This is a genomic window from Streptomyces flavusporus (assembly GCF_046267975.1).
GTDB lineage: Bacteria > Actinomycetota > Actinomycetes > Streptomycetales > Streptomycetaceae > Streptomyces > Streptomyces flavusporus.
The window spans coordinates 2,788,398-2,807,397 of record NZ_CP176503.1 but is presented as its reverse complement, the minus strand read 5'-3'; the positions used below and the strand labels follow the sequence as shown (position 1 = coordinate 2,807,397).

At 68.6% G+C, this 19,000-nt stretch carries 13 protein-coding genes and 1 rRNA gene; 10 read left to right on the top strand and 4 right to left on the bottom strand.

The features are described from left to right. Positions 1 to 22: 22 nt before the first annotated feature. The gene (eccCa, locus tag ACKTSN_RS13310) at positions 23 to 3,997 is read right to left on the bottom strand and encodes a type VII secretion protein EccCa (RefSeq protein WP_409469319.1); all 3,975 of its coding nucleotides are present in this window, start codon (positions 3,995 to 3,997) and stop codon (positions 23 to 25) included. 333 nt (positions 3,998 to 4,330) lie between these two features. Between eccCa and eccD the strand changes: the two genes are divergently transcribed. Then, positions 4,331 to 5,839: a type VII secretion integral membrane protein EccD gene (gene eccD, locus ACKTSN_RS13305; RefSeq protein ID WP_409469318.1), complete on the top strand. Its 1,509-nt coding sequence runs from the start codon at positions 4,331 to 4,333 to the stop codon at positions 5,837 to 5,839. Between the two features lie 49 nt (positions 5,840 to 5,888). Here eccD and ACKTSN_RS13300 read toward each other — a convergent pair whose 3' ends face one another. Then, a complete protein-coding gene (locus ACKTSN_RS13300; protein WP_224733280.1) occupies positions 5,889 to 6,182 on the bottom strand; it encodes a DUF397 domain-containing protein in 294 nt (97 codons plus the stop codon). 264 nt (positions 6,183 to 6,446) lie between these two features. Here ACKTSN_RS13300 and rpsO point away from each other — a divergent pair, with 264 nt between their 5' ends. The 5 genes from rpsO (at position 6,447) to ACKTSN_RS13275 (ending at position 11,912) form a co-directional block, all read left to right on the top strand. Further along, complete coding sequence (rpsO, locus tag ACKTSN_RS13295; RefSeq protein ID WP_004982702.1) at positions 6,447 to 6,734, top strand: 30S ribosomal protein S15; 288 nt, start codon at positions 6,447 to 6,449, stop codon at positions 6,732 to 6,734. A gap of 337 nt (positions 6,735 to 7,071) precedes the next feature. Then, entirely contained in the window at positions 7,072 to 9,291 is a 2,220-nt protein-coding gene (locus tag ACKTSN_RS13290) for a polyribonucleotide nucleotidyltransferase (RefSeq protein WP_409469317.1), read from the top strand. Further along, a complete protein-coding gene (locus ACKTSN_RS13285) occupies positions 9,288 to 10,667 on the top strand; it encodes a M16 family metallopeptidase (protein ID WP_409469316.1) in 1,380 nt (459 codons plus the stop codon). The genes ACKTSN_RS13290 and ACKTSN_RS13285 overlap by 4 nt, the downstream gene beginning before the upstream one ends. Before the next feature lie 28 nt (positions 10,668 to 10,695). Continuing rightward, positions 10,696 to 11,448: a 4-hydroxy-tetrahydrodipicolinate reductase gene (gene dapB / locus ACKTSN_RS13280; protein ID WP_409469315.1), complete on the top strand. Its 753-nt coding sequence runs from the start codon at positions 10,696 to 10,698 to the stop codon at positions 11,446 to 11,448. 8 nt (positions 11,449 to 11,456) lie between these two features. Next, the gene (locus ACKTSN_RS13275; RefSeq protein ID WP_409469314.1) at positions 11,457 to 11,912 is read left to right on the top strand and encodes a hypothetical protein; all 456 of its coding nucleotides are present in this window, start codon (positions 11,457 to 11,459) and stop codon (positions 11,910 to 11,912) included. A 9-nt stretch (positions 11,913 to 11,921) separates the two neighbouring features. On the opposite strand, the gene ACKTSN_RS13270 is transcribed toward ACKTSN_RS13275, so the two are convergent. Next, positions 11,922 to 12,479, bottom strand: coding sequence for a hypothetical protein (locus ACKTSN_RS13270; protein ID WP_409469313.1), 558 nt, complete (start codon positions 12,477 to 12,479; stop codon positions 11,922 to 11,924). Between the two features lie 100 nt (positions 12,480 to 12,579). Then, positions 12,580 to 12,819 (bottom strand): hypothetical protein, encoded by a 240-nt coding sequence (locus ACKTSN_RS13265; protein ID WP_409469312.1) that lies wholly within the window; start codon positions 12,817 to 12,819, stop codon positions 12,580 to 12,582. Positions 12,820 to 13,032: 213 nt separating this feature from the next. Here ACKTSN_RS13265 and thyX point away from each other — a divergent pair, with 213 nt between their 5' ends. From thyX to ACKTSN_RS13245, 4 genes are all read left to right on the top strand, one after another. Next, a complete protein-coding gene (gene thyX, locus ACKTSN_RS13260) occupies positions 13,033 to 13,791 on the top strand; it encodes an FAD-dependent thymidylate synthase (RefSeq protein ID WP_129801130.1) in 759 nt (252 codons plus the stop codon). A gap of 215 nt (positions 13,792 to 14,006) precedes the next feature. Beyond that, entirely contained in the window at positions 14,007 to 14,906 is a 900-nt protein-coding gene (dapA, locus tag ACKTSN_RS13255) for a 4-hydroxy-tetrahydrodipicolinate synthase (protein ID WP_409469311.1), read from the top strand. Positions 14,907 to 15,059: 153 nt separating this feature from the next. Next, a complete protein-coding gene (locus ACKTSN_RS13250; protein WP_409469310.1) occupies positions 15,060 to 16,745 on the top strand; it encodes a ribonuclease J in 1,686 nt (561 codons plus the stop codon). 511 nt (positions 16,746 to 17,256) lie between these two features. Beyond that, positions 17,257 to 18,781 (top strand): 16S ribosomal RNA (locus ACKTSN_RS13245). Positions 18,782 to 19,000: the final 219 nt, after the last annotated feature.

The following is a 19,000-nucleotide window of genomic DNA, read 5'->3' as shown; positions in this document are numbered from 1 at the left end:
TTACTTGACTCAGCCGCGGCCCTCAGCCCGCATTCTCCTCCACCAAACCGACCTGAACGAGCGGCTTGCCCCGCTTGCGCGAAACAAACCCCCCCCGCCCCGCAGGCATAGCCCGTGGCCGCACCCCGCCCAGCAGGTCGCCCTCGCCCGGGTCACCGGCGAGCACCACACCCTGCGCCCCGAGTTCCTTCATGCGCTGCATGAACGGCTCGTAGCCGGCGCGGCCCGCGCCCGCTGTCGAGCGGGCGATGATGAAGCGCACGCCCACGTCCCGGGCGAACGGCAGCAGTTCCGTGAGTCCCGACAGGGGGTTGCCGCTCGACGTGGACACCAGGTCGTAGTCGTCGATGACGATGTAGACCGTCGGACCGCTCCACCAGCTGCGGTTGCGCAGCTGTTCCGGTGTGACGTTCGCCGTCGGTGTGCGGCGTTGCATCAGGTCGGCCAGGGCGTCCATGTGGTGCTGCATCTGGTTGGACATGGGGATGTACTCCGCCAGATGCGAGTTCGGCGTCACGCCGAGCAGGGAGCGCCGGTTGTCGACCACGAACAGCTTGCAGTCGTTGCCGTCGTAGCGCTCGGTGAGGCGTTGGATGAGCAGTTTCAGCAGGTTGGACTTGCCGGACTCGCTTTCGCCGAAGACGAGGAAGAACGGGTCCTGGTCGAAGTCCACGAACACCGGCTCGAGGTTGTCCTCGTCGAGCGCGAAGGCGATGCCTCGGTTCGGGAAGCGGTTGCCGGGCGGGAGGTGGGTCGCGGCGAACTCCCTGGGCAGCAGGCGTACTTCGGGGGCGCCCGGCTGCTGCCAGTGCCGGGAGACCTCGGCCGCGAGGGCCTGCGTCGCCTCGGCCAGGTCCGTGTCGGAGGACAGGCCGTCGATCCGCGGAACCGCCGCCATGAAGTGCTGCTTCTGCGGGGTCTGCCCGCGGCCCGGTACGCCCGTCGGCACATTGGCCGCGACCTTGCGGTCGAACTCGGAGTCCATGGGGTCGCCGAGCCTCAGCTCCAGGCGGTTCATCAGGTGGTCCTTGAGGTTGGAGCGGACCTCCATCGAGCGCGAGGCGGTGAGGATCACGTGGATGCCGTAGCCGAGACCGCGCGCGGCGATGTCCACGACCACCGGCTCGAGGCCGTCGTAGTCCGAACGGAAGTTGCCCCAGCCGTCGATGACGAGGAAGACGTCGCCCCACGGCTGGTCGGTCGTCGAGATGTCGCCGCGTGCGCGGCGGGCACGGAACTCCGCGATGGAGGAGATGCCGGCGGTGCGGAAGTACTCCTCGCGGCGCGTCATGATGCCGTACACCTCGGCGACCGTACGCCGGACCTTCTCCGGGTCCAGGCGCGAGGCCACTCCGCCCACATGCGGCAGGCCCGCCACGGCCGACAGGCCGCCACCGCCGAAGTCGAGCCCGTAGAACTGCACTTCCTGCGGGGTGTGCGTGAGCGCGAACGAGGCGACGATCGAGCGCAGCAGGGTCGACTTGCCGGACTGCGGGCCGCCGAGGATCTGCATATGGCCGGCCGCGCCACCGAAGTCGGTCCACAGCGGGTCGCGCCGCTGCTCGTACGGCTTGTCGACCAGGCCGACGGGGATGACCAGCCGGCCCGCGCCCTCATAGCCGGGCTGGGTGAGACCGCGGCCCGGCACCGCGGCCAGGCCTGGCAGCAGCGCGTCCAGCGACGGCGGGCTGTCCAGCGGGGGCAGCCACACCTGGTGGGCCGCCGGGCCCTGCGCCTCCAGTCGCCGCACGATGACGTCGAGCACGGTGTCGGCGAGCGCGTCGTCCGGCTGGTCCGGCTCCTCCTCCGGACGCTGCTGCGGCACCGCCACGTACTGCACCGGGACCTGGGCGGCCGTGAACAGCACGGGCCGGCGGTCCACCGGGAGCGGGCCGCCGAACGCCGCTGCCTGCTGGGAACTCGAGCGGTACACCCCGGAGACGTACGCCGCCTTGAAGCGGACCATCTCGTCCGTACCGAACTTCAGGAAGCCGGAGCCGGGGACGTTCGGCAGCTCGTACGCGTCCGGGACGCCGATCGCGGCGCGCGACTCGGCCGCCGAGAACGTCCGTAGACCGATCCGGTACGACAGGTAGGTCTCCAGGCCGCGCAGGCGCCCCTCCTCGAGGCGCTGCGAGGCGAGGAGCAGGTGCACGCCGAGCGATCGGCCGATGCGGCCGATCTGCACGAACATCTCGATGAAATCCGGCTTCGCCGTGAGCAGTTCGCTGAACTCGTCGATCACCAGGACGAGCGAGGGGATCGGCTGCAGCGGGGCACCGGCCGCGCGGGCCTTCTCGTAGGCGTGGATGTTGGCGTAGTTGCCCGCGTCGCGCAGCATCTCCTGGCGGCGGTTGAGCTCACCGCGGATCGAGTCACCCATGCGGTCGACGAGGGTCAGGTCGTCGGCGAGGTTGGTGATGACCGCGGCGACGTGCGGCATCTGGGCCATGCCCGCGAAGGTCGCACCGCCCTTGAAGTCCGCGAGGACGAAGTTCAGGGTCTCGGAGGAGTGGGTCACGGCGAGACCGAGGACCAGGGTGCGCAGCAGCTCCGACTTGCCGGAACCGGTCGCACCGACGCACAGGCCGTGCGGGCCCATGCCCTCCTGCGCCGCCTCCTTGAGGTCGAGCATCACGGGCCGGCCGTCCTCGCCGACACCGATCGGAACCCGCAGCCGCTCGGACTGCGAGCGTGGCCGCCAGGTGCGCCTGGGGTCGACGGCGGCCGCGTCACCGAGGTTGAGCAGATCCGTGAACTCCAGGTTGGCGAGCAGTGGTTCGTCGTCGTCCCCGCCCGACGCCATCCGCAGCGGCGCCAGCTGCCGGGCCAGGGCCTCGGCCGCCTCGTACGACAGGACGTCGGGCGTGCCCTCGTAGACCATGCCGTGCGCCGATTCCAGGCGCAGCTCGCGCGGGTGTACGACGACGGAGAGGTCGCCGCGTCCGGACGTGAGGTCGCCCGGCACCACCTCGAGGACCGTGACGCCCTGCAGGCCCTCCGGGCTGGCCAGCAGCGAGGTCGGCGGCAGCGAGACACCGTCGAGGACGACCACCACGTGCGGCTGCTCGGGAACCGGCGGCGCGGCCGGGTGGAAGCGCGGGCGACCCTGGAGCCGGGCGTCCAGCTCCTCCTCCAGCGCGACCGGGTTGGTGGTGATCAGGCGCAGGCTGCCGGCGCCGTCCGCCTCGCCCCGCGCCTGTACGTGCGGCAGCCACTTGGCCCACTCCCACTCGGGCGCCAACTCGCGCGCGGTGGCGACGGCGATGATGAGGTCCTCGGGGGAGTGCAGCGAGGCGAGAGAGGCCGTCACCGCGCGGGCGGCGCCGCGCACGGTGACCGGCTCGCCGCTGATCGACACGTGGTAGAAGGCGCGCAGCGAGACCGCCATCGGCAGGTCCTCGAGGGTGCTGTGCGTGGCCAGGAAGCGCTGCATGGCGCCCGCTGTCAGCGGCTCCAGCTGGTCCACGGGCGCGCTCTGCGGCGGGATCAGGGGAGTGGCCAGGGCCTGCGCCCCGAGGCCCACGCGCACCTGCCCGAAGTCCTCGTCACCGGCGCGGCGTTCCCACACCCGGCTGCCTTCGGCGACCAGCGCCCACAGTTGCTCCGGTGAAGGGTGCAGGTAGTACTGGGCGTCGCGCTGGGTCTTGGCGGTCTTCTGGGCGTCGCGGCGGGTCTGCGACAGATAGCGGAGGTAGTCGCGGCGGATGTCGGCCAGCTGACCCTGATTGCCCCGCCGGTAGCGGATCAGCATGGCGATGCCCATGGCGATCGTCGAGGCCACCATCACCATGCCCATGATCTTCATGAAGGGCTGGGCCTGGGGGTTGAAGAAGAACACCACGGACCCGCCCATGCCGAGCATGGGCAGGAGCTGCATCAGGGCGCCTTCCTGCTGCCCGCGCGGGAGCTCCGGCGGTGGCTGCAGCACGACCTCGTCCGTGGGCACTCCCTTGGGCAGTGCCCGCGGTGGGCGCTTGACGACGATGTGGCTCACTTCGCACCAATTCCCTTGCCGCACCGATCCGTTCCGTCCGCCGCCCCGTGTCCGGCGAACGTCGATCGCGCAGCGCGATCCTACTGACAACCACTGACAACAGCGGGCGGTAGGGTGCCCATGAGACGTATGAGCAGTTGCGAATCGGCCCGGGAAAAACGGGCAATCCGCAACGCTTCGCTACGAGTGCTCCCTGCTGATCCCGGGCAACGCGGCGCATGTGACCGGTGGCGCGGGCGGCGGGGCGCAACGTACACGGGAATCTTTACAGGCGGTCGTACGCTCGGCGCCGCGACCGCCGTCACCACCGACGAGGGGGAACAGCAGGTGAGCATGACGGCCTCCGCGCCGGCCGGCGCGACCGGCGGAGCGGGCACCGGAGCCCCTTCCGGGGCGGGAACCGGGTTCGGGTTCTGCCGGGTCACCATTGTGGCGCCCGACAGCCGCATCGACGTGGCGCTGCCCGACGACGTACCGGTCGCCGACCTCTACCCGGAGATCCTTCGGCTCTCCCGGCAGAGCCCCGCCGAGGGCGCCCCGGTCGGCTACCATCTCGTACGCCGTGACGGCACCGTCCTCGACGGCTCCCGCTCCTTCGCCGCCCAACGCATCCTCGACGGCGAGCTGCTGACGCTGCGTCCGTTCGCCGAGTCGCTGCCACCCGCGGTCTTCGACGACGTCTCCGAGGCCGTCGCCTCCGCCGTCACACAGGACCGCACGCTGTGGAGCGGCGCGCTCACCCGCGCCGCCGGCCTGGTCGCGGGCGGGATCCTGCCCGCGTTGCTCGCCTTCGTGGTCTGGAGCTCCCAGATCCGTCACGACATGCACGGCCTCCAGGGCATCCTCGCCGCCGTCACCGGTGTCCTGCTGACCACCATCGCCTGCGTCCGCGCGCGGGTGTACGACGACCGGGGGTCGGCGATCGCCCTGGGGCTCGGCGCCCTGCCGAACATCGCCGTGGCGGGCTCCGGACTGCTGCCGCTGTCGGAGGGGCAGGGCATCGGACGGCTGCAGTTCCTGCTCGCGTGCGCGGCGGTGCTCGTCGCCTCCGTCGTCCTCACGCTGGTGTCGCCGGGCGGTGACGGCCCCTTCGTGGCGTTCGTGTTCGCCGCCACGATCGGTCTGCTCACCACGTTCGTCGCGATCCTCACGGATCTGAAGCCCATCGAGACGGCCGCCGTCTGCGCCCCGCTCGCGGTCTGCGCCCTCGCCTTCCTGCCCGGCCTGTCCATGCGCTTCGCGCGGCTGCCCATCGGCTTCGAACCGCCCAACCCCGCACGCGGCTACACGACGGAGGAGACCGCCGCGCAGGAGCCCGTCGACGCCGAGCGCATCGCCGCCCAGGCCCGCCGCGGCCACGAACTCCTCGTCGGCCTCGTCGGCGGGTGCGCGCTCGTCACGGTCGGCGCGTCGATCGTCCTCGGCTTCTCCAGCAACGTGTGGGCGCAGCTCCTCGCCCTGGCCACGGGCGTCGCCATGCTGATGCGGGCTCACCTGTTCCGCTACACCGCGCAGGTCGGCGCCACGCTCGCCGCCGGTCTCGCCGCCCTTGTCTTCCTCGGCCTCGGGCTCGCCCTGAACCCGCCCGTGGAGTACTGGCGTGACGCCCTCCAGGGCGACACCGCCGGCCTCGACATCCGCACGGTCTGGCTCGCCGCCGCCATCGCCGGGGCCACCGCACTGGTGACCGCGATCGGCCTGATCACCCCGCGCAGCGGTGTCACCCCCTTCTGGGGGCGCTTCATGGAGATCGCCGAGACCTTCGTCCTGCTGACCCTGGTCCCCCTGGCGCTCGCCGTGTTCGACGTGTACGCGTCCGCCCGCTCTATGGCCGGCAACTGAAGCCGACAGTGGGGGGCGGCACGCGCGCGTGCCGCCCCCCACTGTCGTTTCACTCCGACGCAAGCCCGCCATTGTGCGGCGCCGGCTCCAGGTCGAACTCCCCGTCCCGCGCGCCCAGTACGAACGCCCGCCACTCCGCCTCCGTGTACCGCAGCACGGTGTCGGGGTCGAGGGACGAGCGCATGGCCACCGCGCCACCGGGGAGGTAGGCGATCTCGACGCGCTCCTCGTGCTCCTCCGTGCCCGGCGCGCTGTGCCACTCGACGTCCGAGATGTCGAGCGCGTAGAGCTCGTCCCGCTCCCGCTCCTTGCGCGCCTTCATCTCCGCTTCCGTCTCCGCCATGCCGAAGCGACCCCTTCCCGACGTACGAACGATCCGATCACTCACCCTAGTGGCCGAGCCCGGGCCGGCCGGGCGGTTCGGGGAGCGGGGGACAGGCGGTCACCAGCTGCTGGTACCCTGAGTGACGGCCGTTTGTGTACGCACCCCCGGAGCGCCGCTCTGGAGGCCGCGCCCAGCGGATCCCTGCCTCCCGAGTAACGGAAGCTCCCCCGCGATGAAGACCGGGGGCACTCGGTGGCCACTCACAGACTATGAGGAGTACGCGTGTCGCTCGACGCCGCTACGAAGAAGCAGATCATCTCCGAGTTCGGTACCAAGGAGGGTGACACCGGCTCCCCCGAGGTCCAGGTCGCTCTGCTGTCCCGTCGGATCTCCGACCTGACGGAGCACCTCAAGACCCACAAGCACGACCACCACTCCCGCCGTGGTCTGCTGATCCTGGTCGGTCAGCGCCGCCGGCTGCTGCAGTACCTCGCCAAGAAGGACATCCAGCGCTTCCGTGCGCTGGTCGACCGCCTCGGCATCCGTCGCGGTGCGGCGGGCGCCAAGTAAGACGCCGCGAAGGGAGCGGTTCCCACTGTTGAGGGGGCCGCTCCCTTTGCCGTACGTGCGGAAACGTGCACAGTGTCACTGCCCCTTTGTAGTGTGGTAGCACAACGCAAGACGTACGACACAGCGTGATGCCGCGTACCAACAGGGGTATGGCGGGATCACAAGACGAACGAGGAGAAGCGCACCTCGCCGCCGCCGGTCCTCGGTAGTGGCCCCCGGGGGAAGCGAGCCCCGGGTGCTTCGATCGAAGACCGGCCCGCACCAGACGGCGCGCTTCTCCGCCACCGTCCCCCCGCCATCACAGGCGAGGAGGGACGAAGACGAGGAGAAAACACTAGTGGAGAACGAGACCCACTACGCCGAGGCCGTCATCGACAACGGCGCCTTCGGCACCCGCACCATCCGCTTCGAGACGGGCCGCCTGGCCAAGCAGGCCGCCGGTTCCGCCGTGGCGTACCTGGACGACGACACCATGGTGCTGTCGGCCACCACCGCCTCCAAGCAGCCCAAGGACCAGCTGGACTTCTTCCCGCTGACGGTCGACGTCGAGGAGCGGATGTACGCGGCCGGGAAGATCCCCGGTTCCTTCTTCCGCCGTGAGGGCCGGCCCTCCGAGGACGCCATCCTCACCTGCCGCCTCATCGACCGCCCGCTGCGTCCGTCGTTCAAGAAGGGCCTGCGGAACGAGATCCAGGTCGTCGCGACGATCATGGCGCTCAACCCCGACCACCTGTACGACGTCGTGGCGATCAACGCCGCTTCCGCGTCCACGCAGCTGGCCGGTCTGCCCTTCTCCGGCCCGATCGGCGGCGTCCGCGTCGCGCTGATCCGCGGCCAGTGGGTGGCCTTCCCGACGCACACCGAGCTCGAGGACGCCGTCTTCGACATGGTCGTCGCGGGCCGCACCCTGGAGGACGGCGACGTCGCGATCATGATGGTCGAGGCCGAGGCCACCGACAAGACCATCACGCTGGTCGAGGGCGGCGCCGAGGCGCCGACCGAGGAGATCGTCGCCGCCGGTCTGGACGCTGCGAAGCCGTTCATCAAGGTCCTGTGCAAGGCCCAGGCCGACCTCGCCGCGAAGGCCGCCAAGCCGACCGCCGAGTTCCCGATCTTCCTCGACTACCAGGACGACGTCCTGGAGGCGCTGACCGCAGCCGTCCGCCCGGAGCTGGCCTCCGCGCTGACCATCGCGGGCAAGCAGGAGCGCGAGAGCGAGCTCGACCGCGTCAAGGCGCTCGCCGCCGAGAAGCTCCTGCCGGAGTTCGAGGGCCGCGAGAAGGAGATCTCCGCCGCGTACCGGTCGCTGACCAAGCAGCTGGTCCGTGAGCGCGTGATCAAGGAGAAGAAGCGCATCGACGGCCGCGGTGTCACCGACATCCGCACGCTGGCCGCCGAGGTCGAGGCCATCCCGCGGGTACACGGTTCCGCCGTGTTCGAGCGTGGCGAGACCCAGATCCTGGGCGTCACCACCCTGAACATGCTCCGCATGGAGCAGCAGCTGGACACCCTCTCCCCGGTGACCCGCAAGCGCTACATGCACAACTACAACTTCCCGCCGTACTCCACCGGCGAGACCGGCCGCGTCGGCTCCCCCAAGCGCCGCGAGATCGGCCACGGCGCCCTCGCCGAGCGCGCCCTCGTGCCGGTCCTGCCGACGCGCGAGGAGTTCCCGTACGCGATCCGCCAGGTCTCCGAGGCGCTGAGCTCCAACGGCTCGACGTCCATGGGCTCGGTCTGCGCCTCCACCATGTCGCTGCTGAACGCCGGTGTGCCGCTGAAGGCCCCGGTCGCCGGTATCGCCATGGGTCTGATCTCCCAGGAGATCGACGGCGAGACGCACTACGTCACCCTCACCGACATCCTCGGTGCGGAGGACGCCTTCGGTGACATGGACTTCAAGGTCGCCGGCACCAAGGAGTTCGTGACCGCCCTCCAGCTCGACACCAAGCTGGACGGCATCCCGGCCTCCGTGCTCGCCGCCGCCCTGAAGCAGGCCCGCGACGCCCGTCTCCACATCCTCGACGTGATGATGGAGGCCATCGACCGGCCCGACGAGATGTCCCCGAACGCGCCGCGGATCATCACCGTGAAGATCCCGGTCGACAAGATCGGTGAGGTCATCGGCCCCAAGGGCAAGATGATCAACCAGATCCAGGAGGACACGGGCGCCGAGATCACCATCGAGGACGACGGCACGATCTACATCGGTGCCGCCGACGGCCCGTCCGCCGAGGCCGCCCGCACCACGATCAACGGCATCGCCAACCCGACGATGCCCGAGGTCGGCGAGCGCTACCTCGGTACGGTCGTGAAGACGACCACCTTCGGTGCCTTCGTCTCCCTGCTCCCGGGCAAGGACGGCCTGTTGCACATCTCGCAGATCCGCAAGCTGGCCGGCGGCAAGCGCGTGGAGAACGTCGAGGACGTGCTCGGCGTGGGCCACAAGGTCCAGGTCGAGATCGCCGAGATCGACTCCCGCGGCAAGCTCTCCCTCATCCCCGTGATCGAGGGCGAGGAAGCTGCCGAGGACAAGAAGGACGACGCCGACCAGTGACGTCCCGTAGCTCCAAGGCGACGGCCCGCACCTCTTCGGAGGCGCGGGCCGTCGCCCGTACCCAAACCCTCATCAAGGGCACGAACGGCATCGGCACCGTCCGCAAGACCACCCTCCCCGGGGGCCTGCGCGTCGTCACCGAGACCCTGCCCTCCGTGCGCTCCGCCACGTTCGGCATCTGGGCGCACGTCGGCTCCCGCGACGAGACCCGGTCCCTGAACGGCGCCACGCACTACCTGGAGCACCTGCTCTTCAAGGGCACGCAGAGAAGAAGCGCCCTGGACATCTCCTCCGCCCTCGACGCCGTCGGCGGCGAGATGAACGCGTTCACGGCGAAGGAGTACACGTGCTACTACGCGCGCGTCCTCGACGCCGACCTGCCGCTCGCCATAGACGTCGTCTGCGACATGCTCACCGGCTCGCTGATCCTCGAGGAGGACGTCAACATCGAGCGCGGCGCCATCCTCGAAGAGATCGCGATGACCGAGGACGACCCGGGTGACTGCGTGCACGATCTGTTCGCGCACACCATGTTCGGCGACAACCCCCTCGGCCGCCCGGTCCTGGGCACGGTCGACACGGTCAACGCCCTCACCGCCGACCGCATCCGCCGCTTCTACAAGAAGCACTACGACCCGACCCACCTCGTGGTCGCGTGCGCCGGCAACATCGACCACAACAAGGTCGTACGACAGGTCCGCGCCGCCTTCGAGAAGGCCGGCGCCCTCACGGACCCCGACGCCACGCCCATCGCCCCGCGCGACGGCCGTCGCGCCATCCGCACCGCCGGCCGCGTCGAGCTGCTCGGCCGCAAGACCGAGCAGGCCCATGTCGTGCTCGGCATGCCCGGCCTGGCCCGCACCGACGAGCGCCGCTGGGCCCTGGGCGTGCTGAACACCGCGCTCGGCGGCGGCATGTCGTCCCGCCTCTTCCAGGAGGTCCGCGAGAAGCGCGGCCTGGCCTACAGCGTGTACTCGTACACCTCCGGCTTCGCCGACTGCGGCCTGTTCGGCGTGTACGCGGGCTGCCGGCCCTCGCAGGTCCACGACGTGCTGAAGATCTGCCGCGACGAACTCGACCACGTCGCCGAACACGGCCTGCCCGAGGACGAGATCGCCCGAGCCATCGGCCAGCTCCGCGGCTCCACGGTCCTCGGCATGGAGGACACCGGCGCGCTGATGAACCGCATCGGCAAGAGCGAGGTGTGCTGGGGCGAGCAGATGTCCGTCGACGACATGCTGGCCCGGATAGCCTCGGTCACCCCGGACGACGTCCGCTCGGTCGCCCGCGAGATTCTGGGACAACGGCCCTCCCTGTCGGTCATCGGCCCGCTGAAGGACAAACAGGCGTCCCGGCTGCACGAGGCCGTCGCCTGACCCCCGTATCCGGTAAGGAAGCAAGATCATGAGCAAGCTGCGCGTGGCGGTCCTCGGTGCCAAGGGCCGGATCGGTTCGGAGGCGGTACGAGCCGTCGAGGCCGCCGAGGACATGGAACTGGTCGCCGCTCTCGGCCGGGGCGACAAGCTGGAGACGCTGGCCGAGACCGACGCCCAGGTGGCCGTCGAGCTGACCACCCCCGCCTCGGTGATGGGCAACCTCGACTTCTGCGTACGGCATGGCATCCACGCCGTCGTCGGTACGACCGGCTGGACCGACGAGCGCCTCGCGCAGCTCAGGGGCTGGCTGGCCCAGTCCCCGGAGACCGGCGTGCTGATCGCGCCGAACTTCTCCATCGGCGCCGTGCTCACCATGAAGTTCGCGCAGATCGCCGCACCCTGGTTCGAGTCCGTCGAGGTCGTCGAGCTGCACCACCCGAACAAGGTCGACGCCCCCAGCGGCACCGCCACCCGCACCGCCCAGCTCATCGCCGAGGCCCGCCGTGCCGCCGGCACCGCCCCGGCGCCGGACGCCACCGTCACGGCCCTGGACGGCGCGCGCGGCGCCGACGTCGACGGCGTCCCCGTGCACGCCGTCCGCCTGCGCGGTCTGCTCGCGCACCAGGAGGTGCTGCTCGGCGGCGAGGGCGAGACCCTCACCATCCGGCACGACTCCCTGCACCACAGCAGCTTCATGCCGGGCATCCTGCTGGGCGCACGCCGCGTGGTGACCACTCCGGGCCTGACCTTCGGCCTGGAAAACTTCCTGGACCTGAGCTGACGCGAGCCATGCGAGCCAAGCTGTCCTACGCCCTCACGGCCGCCGTCCTGGTCTTCTACTTCGTCCTGGTCGGCAGCCGCGGGGTGCTGCTCATCAAGACCGGCACGTTCCTCACCGTCACCTTCGGTGTCGCGGTGCTGATCCTGCCGGTGATCGGCCTGTGGTTCCTGTGGAAGAACACCCAGTTCGTCCGCAGGGCCAACCAGCTCTCCGCCGAACTCGACGCCGAGGGCGGCCTGCCCGTCGACGAGCTGAAGCGCATGCCCAGCGGCCGCATCGACCGCGACTCGGCCGACGAGGTCTTCGCCCGGCGCAAGGCCGAGACGGAGGCGGCGCCGGACGACTGGCGCGCCTGGTTCCGCCTCGCCGTCGCCTACCACGACGCCCGCGACACCCCCCGCGCCCGCAAGGCGATGCAACGGGCGATCGCCCTGCACGAGGGCAGAACGCCTTCCAGCGCCTGAGCCGGAGAGTCAGGCGCCCCGCCGATACTCGTCGGCCCACGCCTCCACCGAGTCCGACGCACGGTCGAACGCCCCGGGCCGCGCCAGGAAGTCGGCGTTGTGCGTGGTCATCAGCGGCGGCACGTCGTCCGCGGCCCGGTCCTTGCGTACGAGGAGCAGGGCCTGTCCCTGCACGGTGCGCGGCAGTCCGAACCAGCGCACCGGCTGCTGAACCGTCCGCACGGCGACGACCTGGTCCCACCGCACCGTACGCGTGAGGAGAAAGCCCACGTGCCGCAGCCCGTGGGCGCTCACCCACACGCCCATGCGCAGCAGCCGCAGGGCACCGGCAATGACCACCAGCGCGATGCCGAACACCACCCCGGCGGACGACAGCGTGCCGGTCAGCGCGATGATCACCGCCGCGAACAGCACGTACGAGGCGAGCAGCAGCCAGATCGCGGCCGTGCCCACGCGCCAGGGCCCGGGACGGTAGGGCCGCCGCCAGCGGTCGCGATCGTCGAACGGCAGCGCGACGTCGTCCGCTGCGTCGAAGGCGCGGTCGGCCGTCAGGAAGGGCAGGGGCACGGCTGGTCCTCACTCAATCCATGCATGGGCTGTGCCGGTGAGGTTATCGACCTGCGCCCCCGCTCACCACCCTCGGGGGTCCGTCCGAGTCAGCTCCGGCTCAGCGCCCTTCGGACGCCTGGGACTGCTGCGGGTGCTCGGCCGAGTGGTCGAGCTCCAACGCCGGCATGCCGATCACCAGGGAACCCACCAGCGCGGCGACGATGGTGAGCCCCATGAGCCAACGCCCGGCTATCTGCCCGGCGGTGGCCCGCTCGCGGGATGGGGGAGTGACGTTGCTACGGAACCTGTCGGCTTCGGCGAGGAAGGCGAACGGCACAGGTTCGCGCCGACGGTACATCGGTGCTGCTTCTCCTCTCAGGGCTCGAACGCATCACTGTCACCAACACAGACGAGCGAGTGCCCCAAAAGGTGCCCGGCTTCGCCGAATTCGCAGAAGTTGCCGACGTTCGCCGACGAATGTCGAGGCCCGGCACCGAACGCCCCGATGTCAGTGCCGGGCCGTAGAGTGGGCGCCGCCCGAGAGAAGTGGATGGAAGGGACCCTCCAAGCCGTGACCGACACCCCCGCCGACGCACCCCAGGAAGCCCCGGACCTCAAGCCGAGCTTCCGCAGCGACGTCACCGTCGAGCTGGTCAAGCACACCGCCTCGGACGCCGACGTGCTGTTCGCCGCCCGCGTCTCGACCGCCGGCGAGCAGTCCCTGGACGAGCTGAACAAGGACCCGGAGCGCTCCAAGGGCTTGATCAACTACCTGATGCGGGACCGGCACGGCAGCCCCTTCGAGCACAACTCGATGACGTTCTTCATCAGCGCCCCGATCTTCGTCTTCCGCGAGTTCATGCGGCACCGCGTGGGCTGGTCGTACAACGAGGAGAGCGGCCGTTACCGCGAGCTCCAGCCGGTGTTCTACGTCCCCGACGAGTCCCGCAAGCTGGTCCAGGAGGGCCGCCCTGGCAAGTACCGGTTCGTCGAGGGCACTCAGGCCCAGCAGGAGCTGGTCGGCCGCGTCATGGAGGACTCGTACCGCCAGGCCTACGAGGCCTACCAGGAGATGCTCGCCGCCGGCGTCGCCCGCGAGGTCGCCCGCGCGGTCCTCCCGGTCGGCCTGTACTCCTCGATGTACGCCACGTGCAACGCCCGCTCGCTGATGCACTTCCTCGGCCTGCGCACCCAGCATGAGCTGGCCAAGGTCCCGTCCTTCCCGCAGCGTGAGATCGAGATGGTCGGCGAGAAGATGGAGGCAGAGTGGGCCGGCCTCATGCCGCTCACGCATGCCGCCTTCAACGCCAACGGCCGCGTGGCGCCGTAACGCACATGCGCTTCCCCGCTCGCCGAGCACAGATGTACGGACCAGCCGGGCGAAGTGTCCGTATTGCGGCATTTGGAGAAGTTCATCTAGCCTGATCAAACGGACCCGGCACTGCTTGAACCCCCGAGCAGGCAGTGCCGGGCTCCATCTTTATCCTGACTTATCCGGCTCCCCGAGGGCAGACCCCGCCGTGAGCAACGAGTAGCGTGTAACCCATGGCTCCGACCTCCACTCCGCAGACCCCCTTCGGGCGGGTCCTCACCGCCATGGTCACGCCCTTCACGGCGGACGGCGCACTTGACCTAGACGGCGCGCAGCGGCTCGCCACGCACCTGGTGGACGCAGGCAACGACGGCCTGATCATCAACGGCACCACCGGCGAGTCCCCCACCACGAGCGACGCGGAGAAATCGGACCTCGTACGAGCGGTCCTGGAGGCAGTGGGCGACCGCGCCCACATCGTCGCCGGTGTCGGCACCAACGACACCCACCACAGCATCGAGCTGGCCCGCGCCGCCGAGAAGACCGGCGCGCACGGCCTCCTCGTCGTCACGCCGTACTACAACAAGCCCCCGCAGGAAGGCCTCTACCGGCACTTCAAGGCCGTCGCCGACGCCACCGAGCTGCCGGTCATGCTGTACGACATCCCCGGCCGCAGCGGCGTCCCGATCAACACGGAGACACTGGTCCGCCTCGCCGAGCACCCGCGGATCGTCGCCAACAAGGACGCCAAGGGCGACCTCGGCCGCGCCAGCTGGGCCATCGCCCGGTCCGGCCTCGCCTGGTACTCCGGCGACGACATGCTCAACCTGCCGCTGCTCTCCGTGGGCGCGGTCGGGTTCGTCTCCGTCGTCGGTCATGTCGTCACGCCCGAACTGCGCGAGCTCGTCGAGGCCTACACGACCGGCGATGTCCAGAAGGCCACCGAGATCCACCAGAAGCTGCTCCCGGTCTACACCGGCATGTTCCGCACCCAGGGCGTCATGACCACCAAGGCCGCCCTCGCCCTCCAGGGCCTGCCCGGCGGCCCCCTGCGTCCGCCCATGGTCGAACTCACGGCCCAGGAGATCGAGCAGCTCAAGATCGATCTTGCCGCCGGCGGGGTACAGCTCTGACATCAGACTTCGCCCGACCGGGCGTGTACGGACTTCACAACTGAATACGCGGGCCACCGGTGCCTGCACTCCACAACGACAACTGCTTCTGCACGAACGTCACGCGCGCCACGTGCCCAACCGGTACGTGGCGCGCGTGGTGAGGAGAGTCTTTTGAGTCATCCGCATCCTGAACTCGGCCCGCCCCCGCCGCTCCCCGAAGGCGGCCTGCGGGTCACCCCGCTCGGCGGCCTCGGCGAGATCGGCCGGAACATGACGGTCTTCGAGTACGGCGGCCGCCTGCTGATCGTCGACTGCGGAGTGCTCTTCCCCGAGGAGGAGCAGCCCGGAATCGACCTGATCCTGCCGGACTTCACCTCCATCCGGGACCGCCTCGACGACATCGAGGGCATCGTCCTCACCCACGGCCACGAGGACCACATCGGCGGCGTCCCGTTCCTGCTCCGCGAGAAGCCGGACATCCCACTGATCGGCTCCAAGCTGACCCTCGCTCTCATCGAGGCCAAGCTTCAGGAACACCGCATCCGGCCGTACACCCTCGAGGTGGCGGAGGGCCACCGGGAGCGCATCGGCCTGTTCGACTGCGAGTTCGTCGCGGTCAACCACTCCATCCCCGACGCCCTGGCCGTGGCCATCCGCACCCCTGCGGGCATGGTCGTCCACACCGGCGACTTCAAGATGGACCAGCTCCCGCTGGACAACCGCCTCACCGACCTGCACGCCTTCGCGCGGCTGAGCGAGGAAGGCATCGACCTCCTCCTCAGCGACTCCACGAACGCCGAGGTCCCCGGCTTCACCCCGCACGAGCGCGACATCTCCAACGTCCTGCGCCAGGTCTTCGCGTCCGCCCGCAAGCGGATCATCGTGGCGAGCTTCGCCAGTCACGTCCACCGCATCCAGCAGATTCTGGACGCGGCCCACGAGTACGGCCGCAGGGTGGCCTTCGTCGGCCGCTCCATGGTCCGCAACATGGGCATCGCCAGGGACCTCGGCTACCTGAAGGTCCCCCCGGGCCTGGTGGTCGACGTCCGGACACTCGACGACCTGCCGGACAACGAGGTGGTCCTGGTCTGCACGGGCTCACAGGGCGAGCCGATGGCGGCCCTGTCCCGCATGGCCAACAGGGATCACCAGATCCGCATCGTCAACGGCGACACGGTCATCCTGGCGTCGTCCCTCATCCCCGGCAACGAGAACGCGGTCTACCGCGTCATCAACGGTCTCACCCGCTGGGGCGCCAACGTCGTCCACAAGGGCAACGCCAAGGTCCACGTCTCCGGCCACGCGTCGGCGGGCGAGCTCCTGTACTTCTACAACATCTGCAAGCCGCGCAACCTGATGCCGGTCCACGGCGAATGGCGCCACCTGCGGGCCAACGCGGAACTCGGTGCCCTGACCGGTGTTCCTCACGACCGCATCGTGATCGCCGAGGACGGAGTCGCCGTCGACCTCATCGAGGGCAAGGCGAAGATCTCCGGCAAGGTCCAGGCGGGCTACGTGTACGTCGACGGCCTCTCGGTCGGCGACGTCGGCGAGCCGGCCCTCAAGGACCGCAGGATCCTGGGCGAGGAGGGCATCATCTCGGTCTTCGTCGTCATGGACTCGTCCACCGGCAAGATCACGGGCGGCCCGCATGTCCAGGCCCGCGGCTCGGGCATCGAGGATGCGGCGTTCGTCGATGTCATCCCGAAGATCACGGAGACACTGGAGCGCTCGGCCCAGGACGGCGTCGTCGAGCCCCACCAGCTGCAGCAACTCATCCGCCGCACGCTGGGCAAGTGGGTCTCCGACACGTATCGGCGCAGGCCGATGATCCTCCCGGTCGTCGTGGACGTCTGACCCGCGTACGACCCCTCGTACGCGTGAACCGGGAGCGGGGCGCCTCGATTTGCATCGAGGCGCCCCGCTCCAGTACGTTTACGGCTCCGCCTCACGGGGAACCCGGCTGCTTCGCGCAATCGGAGACAGTCTCCGAGTGGGGTGGAAATTCCGACTCAGAATCTCTGATAAAGTCGGAGCCGCCGGAAAGGGAAACGCGAAAGCGGGAACCTGGAAAGCACCGAGGAAATCGGATCGAGAAAAGATCTGATAGAGTCGGAAACGCAAGACCGAAGGGAAGCGCCCGGAGGAAAGCCGCGAGAGAGTCTCTCGGGTGAGTACGAAGGAAGCGTCCGTTCCTTGAGAACTCAACAGCGTGCCAAAAGTCAACGCCAGATATGTTGATACCCCGTCCATCGGATAACCGATGGTCGAGGTTCCTTTGAAAAACACAGCGAGGACGCTGTGTGCGAGGGGACTATTCCTCCTCTCGCACCGCTCTCGTGGTGTTGCACCGGATTACCGGTAAACATTCACGGAGAGTTTGATCCTGGCTCAGGACGAACGCTGGCGGCGTGCTTAACACATGCAAGTCGAACGATGAAGCCCTTCGGGGTGGATTAGTGGCGAACGGGTGAGTAACACGTGGGCAATCTGCCCTTCACTCTGGGACAAGCCCTGGAAACGGGGTCTAATACCGGATACCACTCTCGCAGGCATCTGTGAGGGTTGAAAGCTCCGGCGGTGAAGGATGAGCCCGCGGCCTATCAGCTTGTTGGTGAGGTAACGGCTCACCAAGGCGACGACGGGTAGCCGGCCTGAGAGGGCGACCGGCCACACTGGGACTGAGACACGGCCCAGACTCCTACGGGAGGCAGCAGTGGGGAATATTGCACAATGGGCGCAAGCCTGATGCAGCGACGCCGCGTGAGGGATGACGGCCTTCGGGTTGTAAACCTCTTTCAGCAGGGAAGAAGCGCAAGTGACGGTACCTGCAGAAGAAGCGCCGGCTAACTACGTGCCAGCAGCCGCGGTAATACGTAGGGCGCAAGCGTTGTCCGGAATTATTGGGCGTAAAGAGCTCGTAGGCGGCTTGTCGCGTCGGTTGTGAAAGCCCGGGGCTTAACCCCGGGTCTGCAGTCGATACGGGCAGGCTAGAGTTCGGTAGGGGAGATCGGAATTCCTGGTGTAGCGGTGAAATGCGCAGATATCAGGAGGAACACCGGTGGCGAAGGCGGATCTCTGGGCCGATACTGACGCTGAGGAGCGAAAGCGTGGGGAGCGAACAGGATTAGATACCCTGGTAGTCCACGCCGTAAACGGTGGGCACTAGGTGTGGGCAACATTCCACGTTGTCCGTGCCGCAGCTAACGCATTAAGTGCCCCGCCTGGGGAGTACGGCCGCAAGGCTAAAACTCAAAGGAATTGACGGGGGCCCGCACAAGCGGCGGAGCATGTGGCTTAATTCGACGCAACGCGAAGAACCTTACCAAGGCTTGACATACACCGGAAAGCATCAGAGATGGTGCCCCCCTTGTGGTCGGTGTACAGGTGGTGCATGGCTGTCGTCAGCTCGTGTCGTGAGATGTTGGGTTAAGTCCCGCAACGAGCGCAACCCTTGTCCCGTGTTGCCAGCAGGCCCTTGTGGTGCTGGGGACTCACGGGAGACCGCCGGGGTCAACTCGGAGGAAGGTGGGGACGACGTCAAGTCATCATGCCCCTTATGTCTTGGGCTGCACACGTGCTACAATGGCCGGTACAATGAGCTGCGATACCGCGAGGTGGAGCGAATCTCAAAAAGCCGGTCTCAGTTCGGATTGGGGTCTGCAACTCGACCCCATGAAGTCGGAGTCGCTAGTAATCGCAGATCAGCATTGCTGCGGTGAATACGTTCCCGGGCCTTGTACACACCGCCCGTCACGTCACGAAAGTCGGTAACACCCGAAGCCGGTGGCCCAACCCCTTGTGGGAGGGAGCTGTCGAAGGTGGGACTGGCGATTGGGACGAAGTCGTAACAAGGTAGCCGTACCGGAAGGTGCGGCTGGATCACCTCCTTTCTAAGGAGCACTTCTAGGCAGCCGCAAGGTTGTCCAGAGGCCGGTACATCAGCGAACGTCTGATGCTGGTTGCTCATGGGTGGAACGTTGACTACTCGGCACACTTGGTCGTCTTCTCCTGCCAGTACTGCTCTTCGGGGCGTGGAACGTTGAGGGAAGCGGGGAGTGTGTCGGGCACGCTGTTGGGTGTCTGAGGGCACGGCCGCAAGGTCTGTCTTC